This window comes from Pseudomonas hydrolytica, from assembly GCF_021495345.1.
Taxonomy (GTDB): domain Bacteria; phylum Pseudomonadota; class Gammaproteobacteria; order Pseudomonadales; family Pseudomonadaceae; genus Aquipseudomonas; species Aquipseudomonas hydrolytica.
Genome location: NZ_CP099397.1, coordinates 743,428 through 762,732, shown reverse-complemented (window position 1 = coordinate 762,732; position 19,305 = coordinate 743,428). Strand labels below are relative to the sequence as shown.

Annotated in this window: 13 protein-coding genes; 7 read left to right on the top strand and 6 right to left on the bottom strand. The window is 66.3% G+C overall.

What is annotated here, in order from left to right; translation table 11 throughout:
- Positions 1 to 20 precede the first annotated feature (20 nt).
- The 6 genes from L1F06_RS03475 (at position 21) to azu (ending at position 5,452) form a co-directional block, all read left to right on the top strand.
- On the top strand, positions 21 to 593 hold the full coding sequence (locus L1F06_RS03475) for a HupE/UreJ family protein (RefSeq protein ID WP_003246864.1): 573 nt from the start codon (positions 21 to 23) through the stop codon (positions 591 to 593).
- Between the two features lie 142 nt (positions 594 to 735).
- Positions 736 to 1,650, top strand: a complete 915-nt coding sequence (locus L1F06_RS03470) for a glycerophosphodiester phosphodiesterase family protein (RefSeq protein ID WP_129482795.1) — start codon at positions 736 to 738, stop codon at positions 1,648 to 1,650.
- Between the two features lie 523 nt (positions 1,651 to 2,173).
- Positions 2,174 to 2,788: a LysE family transporter gene (locus tag L1F06_RS03465; protein ID WP_129482794.1), complete on the top strand. Its 615-nt coding sequence runs from the start codon at positions 2,174 to 2,176 to the stop codon at positions 2,786 to 2,788.
- Between the two features lie 236 nt (positions 2,789 to 3,024).
- Complete coding sequence (locus tag L1F06_RS03460; protein WP_096827462.1) at positions 3,025 to 3,612, top strand: cytokinin riboside 5'-monophosphate phosphoribohydrolase; 588 nt, start codon at positions 3,025 to 3,027, stop codon at positions 3,610 to 3,612.
- Positions 3,613 to 3,677: 65 nt separating this feature from the next.
- On the top strand, positions 3,678 to 4,613 hold the full coding sequence (locus L1F06_RS03455) for a DUF808 domain-containing protein (protein ID WP_129482793.1): 936 nt from the start codon (positions 3,678 to 3,680) through the stop codon (positions 4,611 to 4,613).
- Between the two features lie 389 nt (positions 4,614 to 5,002).
- Complete coding sequence (gene azu / locus L1F06_RS03450; RefSeq protein ID WP_003246859.1) at positions 5,003 to 5,452, top strand: azurin; 450 nt, start codon at positions 5,003 to 5,005, stop codon at positions 5,450 to 5,452.
- Between the two features lie 38 nt (positions 5,453 to 5,490).
- On the opposite strand, the gene L1F06_RS03445 is transcribed toward azu, so the two are convergent.
- The 6 genes from L1F06_RS03445 to L1F06_RS03420 form a co-directional block, all read right to left on the bottom strand.
- Positions 5,491 to 6,384 carry a transglutaminase family protein gene (locus tag L1F06_RS03445; RefSeq protein ID WP_129482792.1) on the bottom strand — a complete coding sequence of 298 codons (894 nt, stop codon included), beginning with the start codon at positions 6,382 to 6,384 and terminating at the stop codon, positions 5,491 to 5,493.
- Positions 6,381 to 8,867 (bottom strand): circularly permuted type 2 ATP-grasp protein, encoded by a 2,487-nt coding sequence (locus tag L1F06_RS03440; protein ID WP_129482791.1) that lies wholly within the window; start codon positions 8,865 to 8,867, stop codon positions 6,381 to 6,383. The genes L1F06_RS03445 and L1F06_RS03440 overlap by 4 nt, the downstream gene beginning before the upstream one ends.
- A 111-nt stretch (positions 8,868 to 8,978) precedes the next feature.
- On the bottom strand, positions 8,979 to 12,272 hold the full coding sequence (locus L1F06_RS03435; protein ID WP_129482790.1) for a transglutaminase family protein: 3,294 nt from the start codon (positions 12,270 to 12,272) through the stop codon (positions 8,979 to 8,981).
- A gap of 187 nt (positions 12,273 to 12,459) precedes the next feature.
- Complete coding sequence (locus L1F06_RS03430) at positions 12,460 to 13,566, bottom strand: SO2930 family diheme c-type cytochrome (RefSeq protein ID WP_129482789.1); 1,107 nt, start codon at positions 13,564 to 13,566, stop codon at positions 12,460 to 12,462.
- On the bottom strand, positions 13,563 to 14,810 hold the full coding sequence (locus L1F06_RS03425) for a parallel beta-helix domain-containing protein (RefSeq protein ID WP_011920849.1): 1,248 nt from the start codon (positions 14,808 to 14,810) through the stop codon (positions 13,563 to 13,565). The genes L1F06_RS03430 and L1F06_RS03425 overlap by 4 nt, the downstream gene beginning before the upstream one ends.
- 117 nt (positions 14,811 to 14,927) lie before the next feature.
- The gene (locus tag L1F06_RS03420) at positions 14,928 to 17,204 is read right to left on the bottom strand and encodes a YgiQ family radical SAM protein (protein WP_003246853.1); all 2,277 of its coding nucleotides are present in this window, start codon (positions 17,202 to 17,204) and stop codon (positions 14,928 to 14,930) included.
- Positions 17,205 to 17,403: 199 nt separating this feature from the next.
- On the opposite strand from L1F06_RS03420, the gene L1F06_RS03415 reads away from it, so the two are divergent.
- Entirely contained in the window at positions 17,404 to 19,287 is a 1,884-nt protein-coding gene (locus tag L1F06_RS03415; RefSeq protein WP_129482788.1) for a diguanylate cyclase domain-containing protein, read from the top strand.
- The last annotated feature ends 18 nt before the right edge of the window (positions 19,288 to 19,305 follow it).

Below are 19,305 nucleotides of genomic sequence, written 5' to 3'. Positions count from 1 at the left end.
TCCACTTCAAGGAGATCCACATGAATCTGCGCAAAACCCTCTACGCCATCGCCCTGTTCTGCACCCCGGCGCTGGCATTCGCCCATCCCGGGCATGGCGACTCGGGCATCATGGCCGGCCTGGCCCACCCGGTGTTCGGCCTCGATCACCTGCTGGCGATGTTCGCCGTCGGCCTGTGGGCCGCGCAGCAAAGCGGCGCGGCGCGCTGGGCGCTGCCGCTGACCTTCGTCGGCAGCATGCTGATCGGCGGCCTGCTGGGTTTCGCCGGCGTGGAAATCCCGCTGATGGAAACCGGTATCGCCGGTTCGGTGCTGGCTTTCGGTCTGCTGGTGGCCGTGGCGGCGCGCCTGCCGGTGGCCGTCTCCATGACCCTGACCGCAGTATTCGCCCTGACCCACGGCGTCGCCCACGGCCTGGAGCTGCCGGACCTGGCCAGCCCCTTTGGCTACGCCATCGGATTCGTCGTCGCCACGGCCGCGCTGCACGCCGTCGGCTTCGCCCTGGTGCGCTTCCTGCCGCAAGCCGCGGCACCGCTGGTACGCATCGCCGGCGCTGCGTCGGCCGCCACCGGTGTCTGGCTGCTGGCCAGTTAAGCGCCGATAGCTCCTGAGGTACAGATCACCCATGGCGGGTGCCCGCGGTGCGCACAGCGCACCCTACCGGCCGCGGCATTGGCGCTTGCCAATGCCGCTGCGCTGGGGCACAAAGTCCCGAACCCTTGTCGAGACCCGGCCCATGTTGCGCTTCGCCCGCTTCCTGCTCGCCCCCCTGCTGCTGCTCGCCATCGCCCTGCTGGTGCTGGCGCTGACCAGCCGCCCGGCCACGGTGCCCGAAGTGCTGGCCGACCTGGGCGAGCGCCCGCTGGTGATCGCCCATCGCGGCGGCAAGGGGCTGTGGCCGGAGAACACCCTGTTCGCCTTCGAGCGCGCGGTGGCACTCGGCGTCGACATGCTGGAAATGGACCTGCACCTGAGCCAGGACGCCGAGCTGGTGGTCATCCATGACGATACCCTCGAGCGCACCACCAATGGCCGAGGCCCGGTGGCCCATTACAGCCTGGCCGAACTGCAGGCGCTCGACGCCGGCTACCACTGGACGGCCGATGGCGGCCAGAGCTATCCCTACCGCGGCCAGGGCACCCGCATCGCCAGCCTGCGCGAGGTGCTGGAACGGTTTCCCCTGATACCCAAGGTGGTCGAGATCAAGGTCCCCGATGTGGGCATGGAAGCGTTGCTGTGCGAAACCCTGGCCAGCTACGACCAGCTCGACCGGGTGCTGGTCGGCAGCTTTCACGAACGCAGCCTGAAACGCTTCCGCGAACTCTGTCCGGAAGTCGCCACCTCCGCCGGACCGGTTTCGGTGCGCCTGCTGCTGGCACTGAACTGGCTGGGCCTGAGCGATCTGCTGTCGCCCTCCTACCCGGTGCTGCAGATTCCGCCCCAACACAGCGGCCTGACCCTGGCCACCCCGCGCCTGGTGCGCAATGCCCAGGCGCGCGGCCTGCACGTGCAGCTGTGGACGATCAACGAGCAGCCCGACATGCGACGGCTGCTGGAAATGGGCGCCAACGGCCTGATCACCGACTATCCGGACCGCGCCCTGCAACTGCTCGGCCGCTCCACGCAGCTTGGCGCGCTGGAGCCACGATGAAGGCGATGAACTCATCGCCTGCCTCATGAGCAAGCCCGACACGGGCCTCAAGGCTTTGCCACCAGCTTATCCACAAAACTGCCAACAGAATCCGGGGATAACCCTGTCTTGTGCAGAGAATCCCCTGCGAAAACGCTGGACATCCTGCCCCGTTTCCGCCCTCGCCCGATGCCTACGAGGCGCTGATCAAAAAACCGGCAAAGTGCTGAAGACCTCGAAAATCATCGCCTGCGGCAATGCTTACAGGCCTTACCAACAAAATTATCCACAGCTATCGTGGACAATCCTGAGATACCTGGAAAACACCCTGAGAGATTGTCAAGCCCCTGTGCACAAAGGAAAAATTGCCTTGCTCAAATATTCGTCAGCTTGCGCTGAACGGCGCATAACGAGGCCGTCAGACAAAGGCCACCAGCTTGTGCACAGAGATACACACAGAGCCCGTGGAAAACTTTCTGTAATTCGCTGGCACGCCATCTGCTAAGAACCTCTGACTTTTTTGCCTGCCGTGTAAGGACACTCCATGTTCAGCTTCTTCCTCGCCGCCATGCTCCTGGGCTTCGTGTTCAACGCCGCGCCGGGTGCCGTGTTCAGCGAAACCCTGCGCCGCGGCTTGCGTGACGGCTACAAACCCGCCCTGCTGGTACAGATCGGCTCACTGGTCGGCGACGCCACCTGGGCCGCTCTCGGTCTCACCGGCCTGGCCCTGCTGCTCGACAGCGCGCAGATCCGTTATCCCCTGACCCTGGCCAGCGCTTTGTATCTGGCCTGGCTCGGCTACCAGTCGCTGCGCGACGCCCATCGTCCGCCGCAACCCAGCGACGACGGCCAGATCGCGGCCGGAGGCGCATTCGCCGCCGGCGCGGCGTTGTCGCTGACCAACCCGCAGAACATCGTCTACTGGGCCGCCATGGGCGGGGCGATGGCGGCCATCGGCGTTGCCCAGCCAACGCCGACGCACCTGGCGGTGTTCTTCGCCGGCTTCATGGTGTCCTCACTGCTCTGGTGCTTCATCTGCGCCGGTCTGGTGGACTGGTTCCGCCGCACCGCCTCGCTGCTCTGGCACCGCCTGACCTACGCGGCCTGTGGCGTGGTGCTGCTGGGCCTGGCCGGCATGAGCGCGATGGAGCTGATGTGATGGAGTGACGGCTATCGCCCTCATCGAAACAATCTAACGGCGCGGCGCCAGCAGCGGGACTAGCCTGAATGACATGTCCCCGCGTCAGGAAGCCGCGTCATGCACCTCAACGACCTGCTCAAGCAACTGCTCGCCAGCTACGCCTGCGCCACCTGCGGCATTGATACGCGGCACTGACCCTTGGTGGCAGCGCAGCGGCTGGTTACCCTTGGCACATTCAGCCAAGGAGCCCGTACATGTCCCTGCGTAGCGTCTGTGTCTTCTGTGGTGCCAGCCCCGGCGCCAGTCCCGTCTATCGTCAGGCTGCCGAAGCGCTTGGCCAGCACCTGGCCCAACGCGGCCTGCGCCTGATCTACGGCGGCGGCGCCGTCGGCCTGATGGGTGTGGTCGCCGACGCGGCGCTGAATGCCGGCGGCGAGGTGATCGGCATCATCCCGCAGAGCCTGGAGCGCGCCGAGATTGGCCACCGCGGCCTGACCTGCCTGGAGGTGGTGGACGGCATGCACGCACGCAAGGCGCGCATGGCCGAACTGGCCGACGCCTTCATCGCCCTGCCCGGCGGCCTCGGCACCCTGGAAGAGCTGTTCGAGGTGTGGACCTGGGGCCAGCTCGGCTACCACGCCAAACCGCTGGGGCTGCTGGAAGTGAACGGTTTCTACAGCAAGCTGGGGGATTTTCTCGATCATCTGGTGGCCGAGCGCTTCGTGCGTCCGCAGCACCGCGAGATGCTGCAGATCGCAGACAGCCCGCAGGACCTGCTCGACGCCCTGAGCGAATGGCGCCCCAGCGTAGCGCCGAAGTGGGTGGATCGCTCGCCCATCTGAGCCTGTACGCAGACATGTAACACGATGCTACGATCTGCGGCCTCTTTTCTCATGGAAGCCGCAACATGGCCGGAAGCAGCCTGCTCGCCCTGATCGACGATATCAGCAGCGTCCTCGACGACGTCGCCACCATGACCAAGATCGCCGCGCGCAAGACCGCCGGCGTGCTGGGCGACGACCTCGCCCTCAATGCCCAGCAGGTCACCGGGGTCAAGGCGGATCGCGAACTGCCGGTGGTCTGGGCGGTGGCCAAGGGCTCGCTGGTGAACAAGGCGATCCTGGTGCCGGCCGCGCTGCTGATCAGCGCCGTGGCGCCCTGGCTGGTGGTGCCCTTGTTGATGCTCGGCGGTCTGTTCCTCTGCTACGAAGGGGCCGAGAAACTGATCCATAAGTTGCTGCACCGGCATGAGGGCGACGAGCAGCAGCCGCTGCTGGAGGCCATCGCCGATCCGCAGGTGGACCTGGTGGCCTTCGAGCGCGACAAGATCCGCGGCGCGGTGCGTACCGACTTCGTGCTGTCGGCCGAGATCATCGCCATCACCCTGGGCACCGTCGCCACTGCCAGTTTCCTCAATCAGGTGCTGGTGCTCAGCGGTATCGCCCTGCTGATGACCGTCGGCGTCTACGGCCTGGTGGCCGGCATCGTCAAACTGGACGACGCCGGGCTCTACCTCAGCCAGCGCGCCAGCGCCTTCGCCCGGGCCTGCGGCCGCGGCATCCTGCGCCTGGCCCCCTGGCTGATGAAGTCGTTGTCGGTGATCGGCACCGCGGCCATGTTCATGGTTGGCGGCGGCATTCTCAGCCATGGCCTGCCGCCGGTGGAAAGCGCCGTGCATCATGCCGCCGAATGGGTCGCCCGCGATGCCGGGCAGCTGCTCTCGGCGCTGGTACCGACCCTGCTCAATGCCTTGCTGGGCGTGGTCGCCGGGGTGCTCAGCGTCCCCCTGGTGAGCCTCGCGGCGCGTCTGTGGCAGGCGCTGCGCAAACCCCACAGTCGTTAACCGCGGCGATTTTCTGGCCAGTTCCCTGCGCCCCTTGCCGGGCGCAGTCGCGAGCGGCTTTCCCCAAGCTTATCCACAGCTTGCTCCACCGCTTTCGGGGATAACCGGCAAACCATTCTCGAGCCGCATGGACAAGTGCCAGCTCTCGCCTCAAGCAATTCATTACAAAGCATTTTTTGTTGCAAACCGGTGATCTGCGCAAAAGCTGACCAGCTACCCAGAAAGCCCGCAGGCACAGGGCCTGGAGAACCCGCTGCAGAGCTTCCTCACAGAGTTATCCACAGATTTGCTGAATAACCAGACGTGGCGTTCGGTCGCATGCATAAGCGCAGGCAGCTGTGCCAGTCTCTACTGACCTGACCGGGTTATCAGAAACTGGAGGAATCAAGATGTTGCGTAACGCTGCTCTAATCGCTCTGCTCGGCCTGGCCAGCACCCCGCTCCTGGCTGCCGAATGCGCAGTGGATGTCGAGTCGACCGACCAGATGACCTTCAACACCCAGGCCATCTCCGTCAGCAAGAGCTGCAAGACCTTCACCGTCAACCTCAAGCACACAGGCAGCCTGCCCAAGACCGCCATGGGCCACAACTGGGTGCTGAGCAAGACTGCCGACATGCCCGGCATCGCCACCGACGGCATTCCCGCCGGCCCAGACGCCAGCTACCTCAAGGCCGGTGACGAGCGCGTCATCGCTCATACCGACCTGATCGGCGGTGGCGAGAGCACCTCGGTGACCTTCGATGTCAGCAAACTGGCCGCTGGCGAGGACTACAGCTTCTTCTGCTCCTTCCCCGGCCACTACTCGCTGATGAAAGGCAGCCTGACCCTGGCCGACTGAGTCACCCCAAGGGCCTCAGGCGAGGCCCTTCATCCCGCCTATCCCAGCGGCAGCACCGTGACCTGCACTTCCGGGTCGTGGCTGCCGCCTCCCAGAATCACTCCACGCAGCGGCGACACATCGGAGAAATCCCGGCCCCAGGCCAGGGTGATGTGCTCCAGCGCCGGGCGCACGTTGTTGGTCGGGTCGAAATCCACCCAGCCCTGCCGCGGACAGTACAGCGATACCCAGGCATGCGACGCGTCGGCGCCGATCAGCCGCGGCTGGCCGGGCGGCGGCTGGGTCAGCAGGTAGCCGCTGACGTAGCGCGCCGCCAGACCGCGCGAACGCAGGCAGGCCAACATCAGGTGGGCGAAGTCCTGGCAGACGCCGCGCTTTTCCTCCAGCACCTGCAGCAAGGGTGTGGCCACCTGGGTGGCGCCGGCATCGAAGCTGAACTCCTCGAAGATCTTCTGCATCAGCGCCTGACCGGCCTGCAACAGGGGACGGCCCGGCGTGAAACAGTCATCGGCGTACTCGGCGAAGACCTGCTTGAGGCGCACGTAGGGCGATTCGAAGCGGTAGCGCGCCGCCTCCAGCAGGGCCGGCGCCATGGGCCGGCCGCCATAGCTGAGCGCCGCGCAGGCCGCCTCCCAGCTCGGCGAATCATCCAGATCCAGCGGCGCGCGCGCCAGCACCTCGACGCGCAAGCGCGCGCTGACGCTGAGCTGCTCGTGCGGGCGCTCGAACACCAGGCGCGTCAGCGGGTTGCCGAACACGTCCAGGCCGTCGCGGCGCTGGCAGGGCTGCGGGTCGATGCGCAGCTCCTGCTCGTGACAGCGCTGCCAAGGGCATTCGCGCGGCCACAGGTGCGCCAGCTGCTGCGCCAGGGAAACCGGCGCCGAGTAGCGGTAGTGAGTATCGTGGAGAACCTGATACAGCGCGCTGCTCATGAGGATTGCGTCCGCTGGCTGACATCGACATGGGCGAAGAAACGCAGCCCGAGGTGATCGGAAACCGCACCTGCGGCTTCACTGATGGCCACCAGCAGGTCGGCCAGGCCTTCGAGCACCGCGCGGGTACTGCCGGGGCCGAACAGCGGGTTCTCCAGGCTGGCCAGGCTGAAGGCGCTCAACTGTTGTTCCAGATAGACCAGGTAGCGCTCGGCCGGTAGCTCGAAGCGCTCGTTGAGCCCCTCCAGCGAGCGCAGCAGGGTGCGCATCTGGAAGATCACCGCATGCGGGTTCTGCTCGTCCAGCAGCAGCAGGTCCAGCACCGGGATCAACTGCGCCGAGGCCAGGTAACGGGTGCGGTAGGTGATGCTGCTGTTGCCCAGCTCCAGCAGCCACTCCAGCGCCGACTGGTCGGTGGCCGAGCCGCTGCGCAGGAAGCCGGCGAAGCTGTCGCAGAGAAACTGCAGGCGCTCGATATAGCGGCCGAGCATGAGAAAGCGCCAGCCGTCGTCGCGGGTCATGTCGTCGAGGGCAAAACCCGACAGCGCCGCCAGCGACATCAGCAGGCGGTTGAGAAAGTCCAGCAGTTCGCCGAAGTCGGCCGGCTGGCCTTCAAGCAGTTGCGCCTCGCGCTGCAACTCCACCAGCGCCTGCCAGTTGGCCTGGGACAGCTTGCCGCGCACGCTACCGGCCGACCATTGCAGGCGCTGCAGATTGGCGCGCAGGCTGGCCGGCCAGTCGCTGCCCAGTAGTGCCTGCAGCAGGCGCGCCTCCAGCTCGCCTTCATCCGCGCCGGCCAGCAGCCCCAGCTCCTGCGCCAGTGCCAGGGCACTCTGCAGCGCCTGCGGGTCGTCGTCATCGTCGACGTAGCGCGCCAGCATGATGCGCAGCAGGCGCGCACCGTCTTCGCAGCGCTCGGCGTACCGACCGAACCAGTACAGGTTCTCCACCACCCGCGAAGGCAGGAAGGGGTCGCTGCGTACCAGATCGGCGCTGCCCAGGGTGCGCTGCGTCTGCCACGGCTCGCCCGCGCTCTGCCGGGTGCCGAGCACCCAGGTGTCCTTGCTCGCGCCGCCGCGCTGCATCGACACCACCTCGGCATCGGCCTCGCCGGCCACGCGGGTCAGGCCGCCGGGCATCACCCGGTAGCCATCGGCGCTGGCCACGGCGAACACACGCATGCCGATGGCGCGTGGCTGCAGGCCGCTGCCGTCCCACACCGGCGCCTGCGACAGCTTGGCCCGCGCCTGCGCCACGTAGGCGTAGGGGCGCTGCCTGAGGCGTGCGGCCAGCTTGGCGCGCTGCGCCTCGTCCAGATCACGGCCAAACACCGGGGCGAAGCTTTGCGAGGGAAAGGCCGGGCGCACCAGCAGTTCGTCGAGCTTATCCAGCGCCTCGTCCAGCACCGGCGGCTCGCCGCACCACCAGCTGGCGATGGACGGCAGCAGCAGCTCCTCACCCAGCAGGTGCTCGCTGATGGCAGGCAGGAAACCGGGCAGGCCGGGCGATTCCAGCACGCCGCTGCCCAGGGCATTGGCCACCAGCACGCGACCACGGCGCACCGCCTCGAGCAGGCCGGGCACGCCAAGGGCGGAATCGGTGCGCAGCTCCAGCGGGTCGCAGTAGTCGTCGTCGAGGCGGCGCAGCACCGCGTGCACGCGGCGCAGGCCGGCCAGGGTCTTGAGGTAGAGGGTGGCGTCGCGCACGGTCAGGTCGCTGCCCTCGACCAGCGGGTAGCCGAGCTGGCGCGCCAGGTACAGGTGCTCGAAATAGCTTTCGTTGAAGCGCCCCGGCGTCAGCAGCACCACCAGCGGCGTCTCGCCGCCACTGGGGGCCTGGCGCGCCAGAGTGTCCTGCAGGGTACGGAAGAAACTGGCCAGGTACTGCACGCGCAGGTCGCGGTACAGCTCGGGGAAGGCGCGCGAGACGATCTGCCGGTTCTCCAGCGCATAGCCGGCGCCGGAGGGCGCCTGAGTACGGTCGGCGGTAACCCACCAGCGCCCGTCCGGCGCGCGGGCCAGGTCCACGGCATACAGGTGCAGCCAGGTACCGCCCGGCGCCTGCATGCCCTGGCACGGCCAGAGGAAGTTGTTGTGGCCGAACACCAGCTCGGTGGGCAGCAGGCCTTCGGCGATCAGCTTCTGCGGGCCATACAGATCGGCCAGCACGCGGTTGAGCAGGGTCGCGCGCTGCGCCACGCCGGCGGCGATCTGCTGCCACTCGTCAGCCGGGATCAGGTTGGGCAGCAGGTCCAGTTCCCACGGGCGGTCGGCGCCATCCGGGTCGGCGTAAACGTTATAGGTGACGCCGTTTTCCTGAATCTGCCGCGCCAGCATGGCCTCGCGCTGCGCCAGGTGCTCCGGGCGGCTGCGCGCCAGCTGCTCGTACAGGCGGCGCCAGTGCGGACGCACGTTGCCCTTGGCGTCGAGCAGTTCGTGGTAGGCGCCGTTGGGCGGCGGGTAATCGGCTAGCAGGTCGTGCATGGCAGGCTCAAAAGGTTTGACGCAGGACGTTCCCAGTAGGAGCCCGCTTGCGGGCGATCCGACGCGACAATCGAAGCATCGCCGGCAAGCCGGCTCCTACGGGGCGCTGGATCAACTACGACGCAGATCCAGGGTCATCGGCAGTTCATTATTGTCTATCGGCTGCATGACGGGGCGCTTGCCCGGGCTGTGGCCCAGGCGGAAGAAGCGCGCCAGGCGCCGGCTCTCGGCCTCGTAGGCGTTGACCGGCAGGCTGTCGTAGTTGCGCCCGCCCGGATGCGCCACGTGGTACTGGCAACCGCCCAGCGAGCGCTGCATCCAGGTATCGACGAGGTCGAACACCAGCGGCGCGTGCACGCCGATGGTCGGCTGCAGACAGCTGGCCGGCTGCCAGGCACGGAAGCGCACGCCGCCGACGAACTCGCCGACCTTGCCGGTCGGTCGCAGCGGCACCGGCACGCCGTTGCAGGTCAGCACGTAGCGATCCGGCGCCATGCCGTTCACCTTCACCTGCATACGCTCCAGCGACGAGTCGACGTAACGCACAGTACCGCCGATGGCGCCCTCCTCGCCCAGCACGTGCCAGGGTTCCAGGGCCTGGCGCAGCTCCAGGTCGATGCCCTTGACCGCGAAGTCGCCGGCCTTGGGAAAACGGAACTCCAGGTGCGGGGCGAACCACTCGGCGCGCAGCGGATAGCCGAAGGCCGACAGCTCCTGCAGCACATCGGCGAAGTCCTGCTCGACGAAGTGCGGCAGGAGGAAGCGATCGTGCAGCTCGGTGCCCCAGCGCACCAGCCTGGCCGGGCGGTAGGGTTCCTGCCAGAACCGCGCGATCAGCGCGCGCAGCAGCAGTTGCTGAGCCAGGCTCATCTGCGCGTGCGGCGGCATCTCGAAGGCGCGCAGTTCGAGCAGGCCGAGGCGACCGCTGGCCGAGTCCGGCGAGTACAGCTTGTCGATGCAGAACTCGGCGCGGTGAGTGTTGCCGGTGACGTCCACCAGCAGGTTGCGCAGCAATCGGTCGACCAGCCAGGGCGGGCAGTCGCGGCCCGGCTCGGGCATCTGCGCGAAGGCGATTTCCAGCTCGTACAGGGCGTCGTTACGCGCCTCGTCCACGCGTGGCGCCTGCGAGGTCGGGCCGATAAACAGGCCGCTGAACAGGTAGGACAGCGACGGGTGGTTGTGCCAGTAGCTGATCAGACTGCGCAGCAGGTCGGGGCGGCGCAGGAAAGGCGAGTCGCCCGGTGTCGCACCGCCGAGGACGAAATGGTTGCCGCCGCCGGTGCCGGTGTGACGCCCGTCGATCATGAATTTCTCGCTGGACAGGCGCGACTGACGCGCCGCCTCGTAGAGGAATTCGCAGCGCTCGACCAGCTCGTCCCAGCTGGCGGCCGGGTGGATGTTCATCTCGATCACGCCGGGGTCGGGGGTGACGCGAAAGTGCAGCAGGCGCGGGTCCAGCGGTGGCTCGTAGCCTTCCAGCAGCACCGGGCAGTTCAGCTCGGCAGCCACGGCCTCGATGGCCGCGACCAGCTCCAGGTAGTCCTCCAGATGCGCCAGCGGCGGCATGAACAGGTACAAGCGGCCCTCGCGCGGCTCGGCGCACAGCGCGGTGCGCACGATGCCGGCAGCCGACTGCCCGCAGGCCGGACGCACGCTTTGCGGGCCGGCACTGGCGCCGCGCCAGACGCCGCGCAACTGGCGCTGGATCTGCGCCGGGCTGGGCAACGGCGGCAACGCCTGACTGGGATCGAGCGGATTGATGTAGGGGTAGTCGGCCTGGCTCACCCAGGGCAGCGAATCCAGCGGCAGACGGTAGCCCAGCGGCGAGTCGCCTGGCAGCAGGCGGCAATGCTCGTCGCGCAGGAACCAGCGCCCGCTCTGCCAGCCCTCGCCCACCACCTGGCGCGCCAGCGGCAGGACGTGGCCGACCACGGCGTCGAGGCCCTGATCGAACACCTTGCGCAGGCGCTCGCGCTCCAGCGGGTCGCTCAGACGCGGGTCGTCCGGGGTGACGTTGTCCGGCAGCTTGCGCTCGCGCCACAGGTAGTAGAACCAGTCCTCATAGGCCGGGAAGACGTTGCCGGCGTCCACATCCAGACGCGCCGCCAGCGCGGCGAGAAAACGCGCGGCGGTGTCGGCGCTGGCACCGTAGCCGCGCTTCTCGTCGGCTAGCAGCTTGGGGTCATGCCACAGCGGCTCGCCGTCGCGGCGCCAGAAGCAGTTCAGCGACCAGCGCGGCAACTGCTCGCCCGGGTACCACTTGCCCTGACCGAAATGCACCAGCGCATTGGGGGCGTAGTGCTCGCGCAGGCGATGGAACAGGTCGGCGGCCAGGCGGCGCTTGTTCGGCCCCAGCGCGGCGGTATTCCACTCGTCGTCATCGGGATAGTCGAGGGCGACGAAGGTCGGCTCGCCGCCCATGGTCAGGCGCACGTCGTGCTTGCTCAGGTCATCGTCGATGCGTCGCCCCAGCGCCTGGATCGCCTGCCACTGCGCCTCGCTGTAGGGCTTGGTGACGCGCGGCGCCTCCCACACGCGCTCCACGCTCATCAGGTGCTCGAACGTCACCTCGCACTCGTCCAGCCCGCCGGTGATCGGCGCCGCTGAAGACGGCTCCGGGCTGCAGGCCAAGGGGATATGGCCTTCACCGGCGAACAGGCCGCTGGTCGGGTCGAGGCCGATCCAGCCGGCGCCGGGCAGATACACCTCGCACCAGGCGTGCAGGTCGGTGAAGTCCTTGTCGGTGCCGCTGGGGCCGTCGAGGGATTTGACGTCAGCAGTGAGCTGGATCAGGTAGCCGGAAACGAAGCGCGCCGCCAGTCCCAGATGACGCAGCAGCTGCACCAGCAGCCAGGCCGAATCGCGGCAGGAACCGGAGGCCAGCTGCAGCGACTGCTCCGGCGTCTGCACGCCCGGCTCCATGCGGATCAGGTAGCGGATGTCGGCCGACAGGCGCTGGTTCAGCTCCACCAGGAAATCGACGCTGGGCCTGGGCGTGCGCTCGATGCCGGCCAGGTACTCGGCGAACAGCGGCGTGGCCGGCAGCTTGACCAGGTACGGCGCCAGCTCGCGCTGCTCGCCCTCGGTGTAGGCGAAGGGAATGCGCTCGGCATAGGGTTCGAGGAAGAAATCGAAGGGGTTGAACACCGCCATCTCGGCGACCAGGTCCACCTCGACCTTGAATTCGCGGGTCTTCTCGGGAAACACCAGGCGCGCCAGGTAGTTGCCCTGCGGGTCCTGTTGCCAGTTGATGAAGTGCTGGCCCGGCTCCACCTTCAGGGCGTAGGAGAGGATGCGCGTGCGGCTGTGCGGTGCCGGGCGCAGGCGCACGACCTGCGGCCCGAGGTTGACCGCGCGGTCGTAGCGGTAGTGGGTGACGTGATGCAGCGCGACATGAATCGACACGGCGGCCTCCTGCTAGCCTGGACGATACCCTGTGCCGCGCAAGACTTATGCCAGAGACAACCCGCTGGTTCTCCAGCGTGCCGCGCCCGGCAGGCCCCTTATCGGGGCACAGCCCGCACCAGGGTCAAATGGACGCACAACTATAGAGCAGGCGCCAGCGACCCTGATGACTATATGCGTGCGGACTTCAACATTCGCCGTCGAGACTGGCGATCCAGCGATCGATCACCTCCAGGCCTTCGCGGTGGGAGGTGGAGCGGCCCAGTTCGGGCATCATGATGCTGGGGTCGGTGCTGTGCAGACGGAAGCTCAGCACCGACTTTTCCGGCGCGCCGGGGTGAATGTCCACCAGGCGGTCGCCGGAGCCCTTGCCCGCGGCCACCGGCTGCTTGCAGAGCCCATAGGCGATGCCAAGGGGCGTAGCCGGGTCGAGATACAGCCCGGAGGTGCGCCCAGGCCCCTCAGGGTTGTGACAGTGCGAGCAGTTGGCGTCCAGATAGCTGCGCGCCTGATGTTCCAGGCCCTCCCCTTCACGCGGTGCGCCCCACAGTGCATTGCGCGGTACCCCGGCCAGGTCGGCCGGCACGCCCTGCAGCAGCCCGTCGGCCTGCCAGCGCTGCAGCTGATTGACCGTGCCATCGGCATAGGCGTAATCCTTGTTCAGGTGCCGCGCCTTCGGCCCCAGCGGCTGCACGCCCTTGCCCGCCTGCTGTTCATGGCAACCGGCGCACTGGTTGGCGTCCGGCACCTGATAGTCCACCGCCAGTACCTCGCCAGTCGCATCCTGCAGCTGCAGGTCGAAACTGGTGCCGGCCCAGTCCAGGGTGGCGTCGCCCTGGGCCTCGTCCCAGACGTAGGGCAAGGCCACCCAGCCCTGCTCCTGGCGCAGCAGGATACGCGTCTCCAGCAGCCGTACCCGATCGAGCTGCAGCGCCTCGACGCCGTGCTGCTCGCTGCGCAGCAGCCGGCCCTGGGCATCGCGCGGGTAGTAGAAGGTCTTGCTCAGCACGGTGCCGACGGGGTAGTCGAATTGCGCCTCGGCGTATTGCGCACTGCGGCCCGCGGGCAGCCAGACGGTGCGCAGCTTGTGCGCGTAGTCGGTGAACAGTGGCGTGTTGAGGTCGTAGGGCAGCACGCCGGCGGCCGGCTGCAGCTGGCCGCCGCGTTGCTGCAATACACCCCAGGCGCTGAGCTTGTCGGGATAGTCCTCGCCACTGGGCAGGTACAGGGGCGCGCGCTGCTGCTCGCAGGCGCCGAGCAACAGGGTGGCGAGCAACAGCCAGCCGGCTCTCATGCCTCCTCACCCGCCTCGGCCAGCGCCGCCTGCAGTTCGACCGCGGGCAGGCGCGGCAACTCGCAGCGATGCGGCGTCATGTCGGTGCTGATGTTCTTGTAGCCGCCGGGACCGTCGACGTTGACGATGCCGGCCTCGCCATTGTCGATGCAGATCGCCAGTTCGGCCGGCAGCCTGCCATCCACCAGCTTGTCCGGGTTGACGTAGCCATCCCAGAGGATGTCGGGCAGGCGGCCGTTGAGCCCGAACTTGGCCAGTTTCAGCGCCTTCAGTTCGAGGTTGTCGGGGCTGTCGCCACCCGGGCCGAAACGGTTGCCATGGATATGAATGGCCTCCGGGTAGGGATCGAAATCCGCCTCGGTGGAGAGATCGGTGTAGCCGGTACTGAAGTAACTGCTGACGATGACGTTGGCGGTGCGGTGCTCGCCGATGTCGTTGTCGAAGATCTCCACCTTGTCGTTGGAGTTGATCACCACGCCGGAGCCGGCCGGGATGCTCGCCACCGGCGTGCCCTTGTGCCCGAAGTTCTTGTGGTTGTTGCCCTCGACCCTGTTGCGGTAGACCCGCGTGGTGTGCCCCGGCTGCGGCAGGTTGGGCATGTTGAACACCAGGATGCCGCCGGTATTGCCGGTGGCGACGTTGTCGTAGACGTCGGCACCGATGGTGTTCTCGATCTCGATGCCGGCGACGTTGCGCTCGGCACGGCTGTTGCGCACCACCACGTTGCGCGACTGACCGACGTAGATACCGGCGTCCGAGGCGCCTATGGCCACCACGCCATCGACCAGCACGTTCTCGGTCTGCACCGGGTAGATGCCGTAGGCACCGTTCTCGGTGGCCGGACCGTTGGTCCACTCGGTGCGCACGCGGCGGATGATGATGTTCCTGCCGCCGACCACCTTGAGCGCATCGCCCTTGGTGTCCTCCAGCGCCAGGTCCTCGATGGTGAAGTCGGACGCGTCCACCAGCAGGCCTTCGGCACCGGACTTCTGGCCCTTGAAGTTGAGGATGGTCTTGTCCATCCCGGCGCCCTTGAGGGTCACCCCGCTGACCTTGAGGCTGAGACTGCGGTCGAGCTGCCAGGTCCCGGCAGGAATTTCGATCACCTCACCGGGCTTGGCCTTGATCAGCTGGGTCTGCAGCTGTTTCTGAAAATCGAGGTTGGCGACGGGCGGCGCTTCGGAATCCCCGCATGCGGTCAGCAGCAGGGGCAGCGCGAGCAGAGAGAGGACGGCGGTGCGCATGGCGGGCTCCAGTATTCTTGTTTAATTGGCACCTTAGTACCAATTAAGACAAAAACCAAGAGCTGCCCGAATCGACCGCCAGACAAGAAAACGCCAGCACTAGGCTGGCGTTCTCCTTCAGCGCGGCGCGACCGGCCTGGGCTTCTTCTTCCCGCCGCCCGGCTTGCCGCCCTTCTTCTGCTCCTGCAGCTTGGCGAAAGCCGCCGCCTTGGCCTGCTCGCGCTTGTCCCAGGGTTTGCCCCCATCGCTGGCACGCGGTGGCAGGCCGTTGTGCTGGGTCAGCACCTTGCCCACCTTCTTGCTGCCGGCCGGCGTCGAGTTCTTGCGCCGAGCGCTCTGATACTCGTCGGTCTGCGGCTGGTAGGTGGGAATCAGATGGTGCTTGCCATTGCCGATCAGATCACTGCGGCCCATGCGCTCCAGCGCCTCACGCAGCATTGGCCAGCCTTTCGGGTCGTGATAACGCAGGAAGGCCTTGTGCAGGCGGCGCTGCTGCTCGCTCTTGACGATGGTCACGCCATCGCTCTTGTAAGTGACCTTGCGCAGCGGGTTCTTGCCCGAGTGATACATGGCCGTGGCGGTGGCCATCGGCGAGGGGTAGAAGGCCTGCACCTGGTCGGCGCGGAAACCGTTGCGCTTGAGCCACAGGGCGAGGTTCATCATGTCCTCGTCGGTGGTGCCCGGGTGCGCGGCGATGAAGTACGGGATCAGGTACTGCTCCTTGCCCGCCTCCTTCGAGTACTTCTCGAACATCTGCTTGAAGCGGTCGTAGCTGCCGATGCCCGGCTTCATCATCTTGTCCAACGGGCCACGCTCGGTGTGCTCCGGCGCGATCTTGAGATAACCGCCGACGTGGTGGGTAACCAGTTCCTTGACGTACTCCGGCGACTCCACCGCCAGGTCATAGCGCAGACCGGAAGCGATCAGGATCTTCTTCACCCCTGGCAGCGCACGCGCCTTGCGGTACAGCTCGATCAGGGAGGAGTGATCGGTATTGAGGTTCTCGCAGATACCGGGGAACACGCACGACGGCTTGCGGCAGTGTTTCTCGATCTCCGGGTCCTTGCAGGCGATGCGGTACATGTTGGCGGTCGGCCCGCCGAGGTCGGAGACCACGCCGGTGAAGCCCGGCACCTTGTCGCGCATTTCCTCGATCTCGCGGATGATCGACTCGTGCGAACGGTTCTGGATGATGCGGCCCTCGTGCTCGGTGATCGAGCAGAAGGTGCAGCCGCCGAAGCAGCCACGCATGATGTTCACCGAGAAACGGATCATCTCGTAGGCCGGGATCTTCTCCTTGCCATACGCCGGGTGCGGCACGCGCGCGTAGGGCATGCCGAACACGTAGTCCATTTCCTCGGTGGTCATGGGAATGGGTGGCGGGTTGAACCACACGTCCACCTCGCCATGCTTCTGCACCAGCGCGCGGGCGTTGCCCGGGTTGGTTTCCAGGTGCAGCACGCGGTTGGCGTGGGCGTAGAGCACCGGGTCGTTGCGCACCTTTTCGAACGACGGCAGACGGATCACCGTCTTGTCGCGGGTCATGCGCGGGCTTTCGAGAATCTGCACCACCTTGGCTTCGTTGGGGTCTTCGACCGGCCCCTTGGCCTGCTCGATGGCGCAGGCTTCCATGTCCTGGGTGTTGACGTAGGGGTTGATGATCTTGTCGACGCGGCCGGGGCGGTCGATACGGGTCGAGTCGACCTCGAACCAGCCCTCGGGAGTGTCGCGGCGAATGAACGCGGTGCCGCGTACATCGGTGATGGCTTCGACCTTCTCGCCCCGCGACAGACGCTGGGCGATTTCCACCACGGCGCGCTCGGCGTTGCCGTAGAGCAGGATGTCGGCGGTGGCGTCCATCAGGATCGAACGGCGCACCTTGTCCTGCCAGTAGTCGTAGTGGGCGATACGGCGCAGGGAGGCCTCGATGCCGCCGAGGATTACCGGCACGTGGGTATAGGCCTCCTTGCAGCGCTGGCTGTAGACCAGGCTGGCGCGGTCGGGGCGCTTGCCGGCCAGACCGCCGGGAGTGTAGGCGTCGTCGGAACGGATCTTCTTGTCCGCGGTGTAGCGGTTGATCATCGAGTCCATGTTGCCGGCCGCCACGCCGAAGAACAGGTTCGGCTCGCCGAGCTTCATGAAGTCGTCTTTGCTGCGCCAGTCCGGCTGGGCAATGATGCCGACCCGGAAGCCCTGAGCCTCGAGCAGGCGACCGATGATGGCCATGCCGAACGAGGGGTGATCGACGTAGGCATCACCGGTAACGATGATGATGTCGCAGCTGTCCCAGCCGAGCTGATCCATCTCTTCCCGACTCATCGGCAGGAAGGGCGCAGGCCCGAAACACTCGGCCCAGTACTTGGGATAGTCGAACAGCGGCTTGGCGGCTTGCATATTTTTTGATCAACGGGCTTTCTCGAGGGGCGCGGATAGTAGCATAAAAAGTGATCAACTCGCGCCAGCCAAAATCCCCGCCTTTGTGATCACATAGCTAGCAAATAGCTATACTGCCGCCGATAAGCCAATCTAGGCCGCTACCAGACGGCTTGATACAAGGGGTGAGCAGGTGGGGCGTTCTCTTTGTAAGGGACTGATGGTCTTGTTCCTGACCTGCTGCTGCAGTTGGGTCTTTGCCGCCTCCATAACACTGCGTGCAGACAGCAGCGGTATGCTGCTGAACGACAGCGTAGAGCTTCTGGAAGACGTAGGCGGCAGGCTGCAAATCGGCGACATGGCCGACCCTGCTGTGCAGGCTCTCTTCAAGCCGGCCGAAGGCCGCGCCACCGTTGGCCAGAGCCGTCACCCCTGGTGGATCAAGGTCACCCTGCAACGCGGCAGCGATGCGCCCGCGCAGTGGTGGCTGGAGAATGCAGGGATCACGATTTATCGCCTGCATCTCTACCTCCCTGATGGGCAGGGTGGCTGGGTAGAGCGCCCAACCGGCACCGCGGTGCCCTATGCACAAGGTCGCGACCATCCGTACCGGCGCATGCTGTTCAAGCTGCCGGAGCTGACCGAGCAACCACTGACGCTCTACTTCCGCAGCCTTGACCCGGCGGGCAATTCATTTCCGCTCAAGGTTTGGCAACTTGCCGATCTGCAACAGCTGGCAAGCCACGAGAATCTGGGCTACGGCCTGATCTATGGCGTCATCTTTGCGCTGTTGCTGTACAACCTGTTCATCCTGATCGCACTGCGCGACAAAGCCTACCTGTGGTACGTCCTAGCCACCGGCAGCGTGCTGGTGTTCATCCTCAGCATGACCGGCCACGGCTTTCAGTACCTCTGGCCCGGCAGTCCAGTACCTTTCTGGCTGGATCGCATTACCCTGCCATCGCTGTGGGGGATCTTCGTCATGCGCTTCACCCAGGAGCTGCTGTTCACCCGGCACGGCCTGATCTGGCCACATCGCCTGCTCAACGCCGGCTGCATCCTGTACGTGATCGCCATCGTCATCAACGCCCTAGGCCATCGCGCCGAAGGCGCCATGATCATTGCACTGACGCCTATCGTTACCGTCCCTTCTGCACTGTTCAGCGCCATTGTTCGCGTGCGCCAGGGCTTCTTCCCGGCCCGCTTCTACCTGCTCGGCTACGGCGCGGTACTCGCCAGTACGCTGGTTCTGGTAATGCGGGCTGCTGGCCTGATCGAACCGAACAACTTCACCGCCTACCTATTCCCTATCTCGGTCGCGGCAGAAACCATTCTGTTTTCGTTCGCCCTCGCCTATCGAATTCAAATGCTCAAACAGGAAAAGGCGGAAGCCTTGCTCCAGGCTGATCGAGAGAAAACGGCACGTCTTGCCCAGATTCAGGCCAGCGCCGACGAACTGCAGGCAGCGGTCAACTTACGCACCGCCGAACTGGCGGCCGCGAACGAGCGCCTGTGCCAGCGCGAACGCGAGCTGGAGCATGCGGCCTTCAATGACCCGCTTACCGAGCTGCCCAACCGGCGCTATCTGGTCGAGCGCTGCGAATCGGCCCTGGCGCATGCCGAACGCCACGGCGAGAGCGTGGCGCTGCTGCTGATCGATCTGGATCATTTCAAACCGATCAACGACCGCTTTGGCCACGCCGCTGGCGACATGATGCTGCAGGTGATCGCCAAGCGCCTGCGCGAGCACGTGCGCGCTGGCGATGCGGTTGCGCGCCTGGGCGGCGACGAGTTCGCCGCCCTGATTGGCGGCAGCGATGCCGAAACCCAGGCCCGCGAGATCGCCGCGCGCCTGCTGGCCGAGCTGTCCGAACCGGTGCACTACGGCGCCGAGCGCCTGCGCGTGACCATCAGCATCGGTGCAGCGCTCTATCCGCGCCATGCCAAAAACTTCACCGGGCTGTACAAGGCCGCCGATCAGGCGCTGTACCGGGTCAAGGAGCTGGGGCGCTCCGGCTCACGCGTGCACGGCGAAGACGGCGAGCTGAGCGAGCAGGCCTGCCTGCAGCTCGATGTACTGAAGGTACCCAGCGGGCTGGCGTGATCCCCGCCGGGCCAACGC

What these genes read in the sequence shown, in the direction of transcription:
- L1F06_RS03475 (WP_003246864.1), top strand. Translation starts at nt 21, where the DNA reads ATGAATCTGCGCAAAACCCTCTACGCCATCGCCCTGTTCTGCACCCCG.
- L1F06_RS03470 (WP_129482795.1), top strand. Translation starts at nt 736, where the DNA reads ATGTTGCGCTTCGCCCGCTTCCTGCTCGCCCCCCTGCTGCTGCTCGCC.
- L1F06_RS03465 (WP_129482794.1), top strand. Translation starts at nt 2,174, where the DNA reads ATGTTCAGCTTCTTCCTCGCCGCCATGCTCCTGGGCTTCGTGTTCAAC.
- L1F06_RS03460 (WP_096827462.1), top strand. Translation starts at nt 3,025, where the DNA reads ATGTCCCTGCGTAGCGTCTGTGTCTTCTGTGGTGCCAGCCCCGGCGCC.
- L1F06_RS03455 (WP_129482793.1), top strand. Translation starts at nt 3,678, where the DNA reads ATGGCCGGAAGCAGCCTGCTCGCCCTGATCGACGATATCAGCAGCGTC.
- azu (WP_003246859.1), top strand. Translation starts at nt 5,003, where the DNA reads ATGTTGCGTAACGCTGCTCTAATCGCTCTGCTCGGCCTGGCCAGCACC.
- L1F06_RS03445 (WP_129482792.1), bottom strand. Translation starts at nt 6,384, where the DNA reads ATGAGCAGCGCGCTGTATCAGGTTCTCCACGATACTCACTACCGCTAC.
- L1F06_RS03440 (WP_129482791.1), bottom strand. Translation starts at nt 8,867, where the DNA reads ATGCACGACCTGCTAGCCGATTACCCGCCGCCCAACGGCGCCTACCAC.
- L1F06_RS03430 (WP_129482789.1), bottom strand. Translation starts at nt 13,566, where the DNA reads ATGAGAGCCGGCTGGCTGTTGCTCGCCACCCTGTTGCTCGGCGCCTGC.
- L1F06_RS03425 (WP_011920849.1), bottom strand. Translation starts at nt 14,810, where the DNA reads ATGCGCACCGCCGTCCTCTCTCTGCTCGCGCTGCCCCTGCTGCTGACC.
- L1F06_RS03420 (WP_003246853.1), bottom strand. Translation starts at nt 17,204, where the DNA reads ATGCAAGCCGCCAAGCCGCTGTTCGACTATCCCAAGTACTGGGCCGAG.
- L1F06_RS03415 (WP_129482788.1), top strand. Translation starts at nt 17,404, where the DNA reads ATGGTCTTGTTCCTGACCTGCTGCTGCAGTTGGGTCTTTGCCGCCTCC.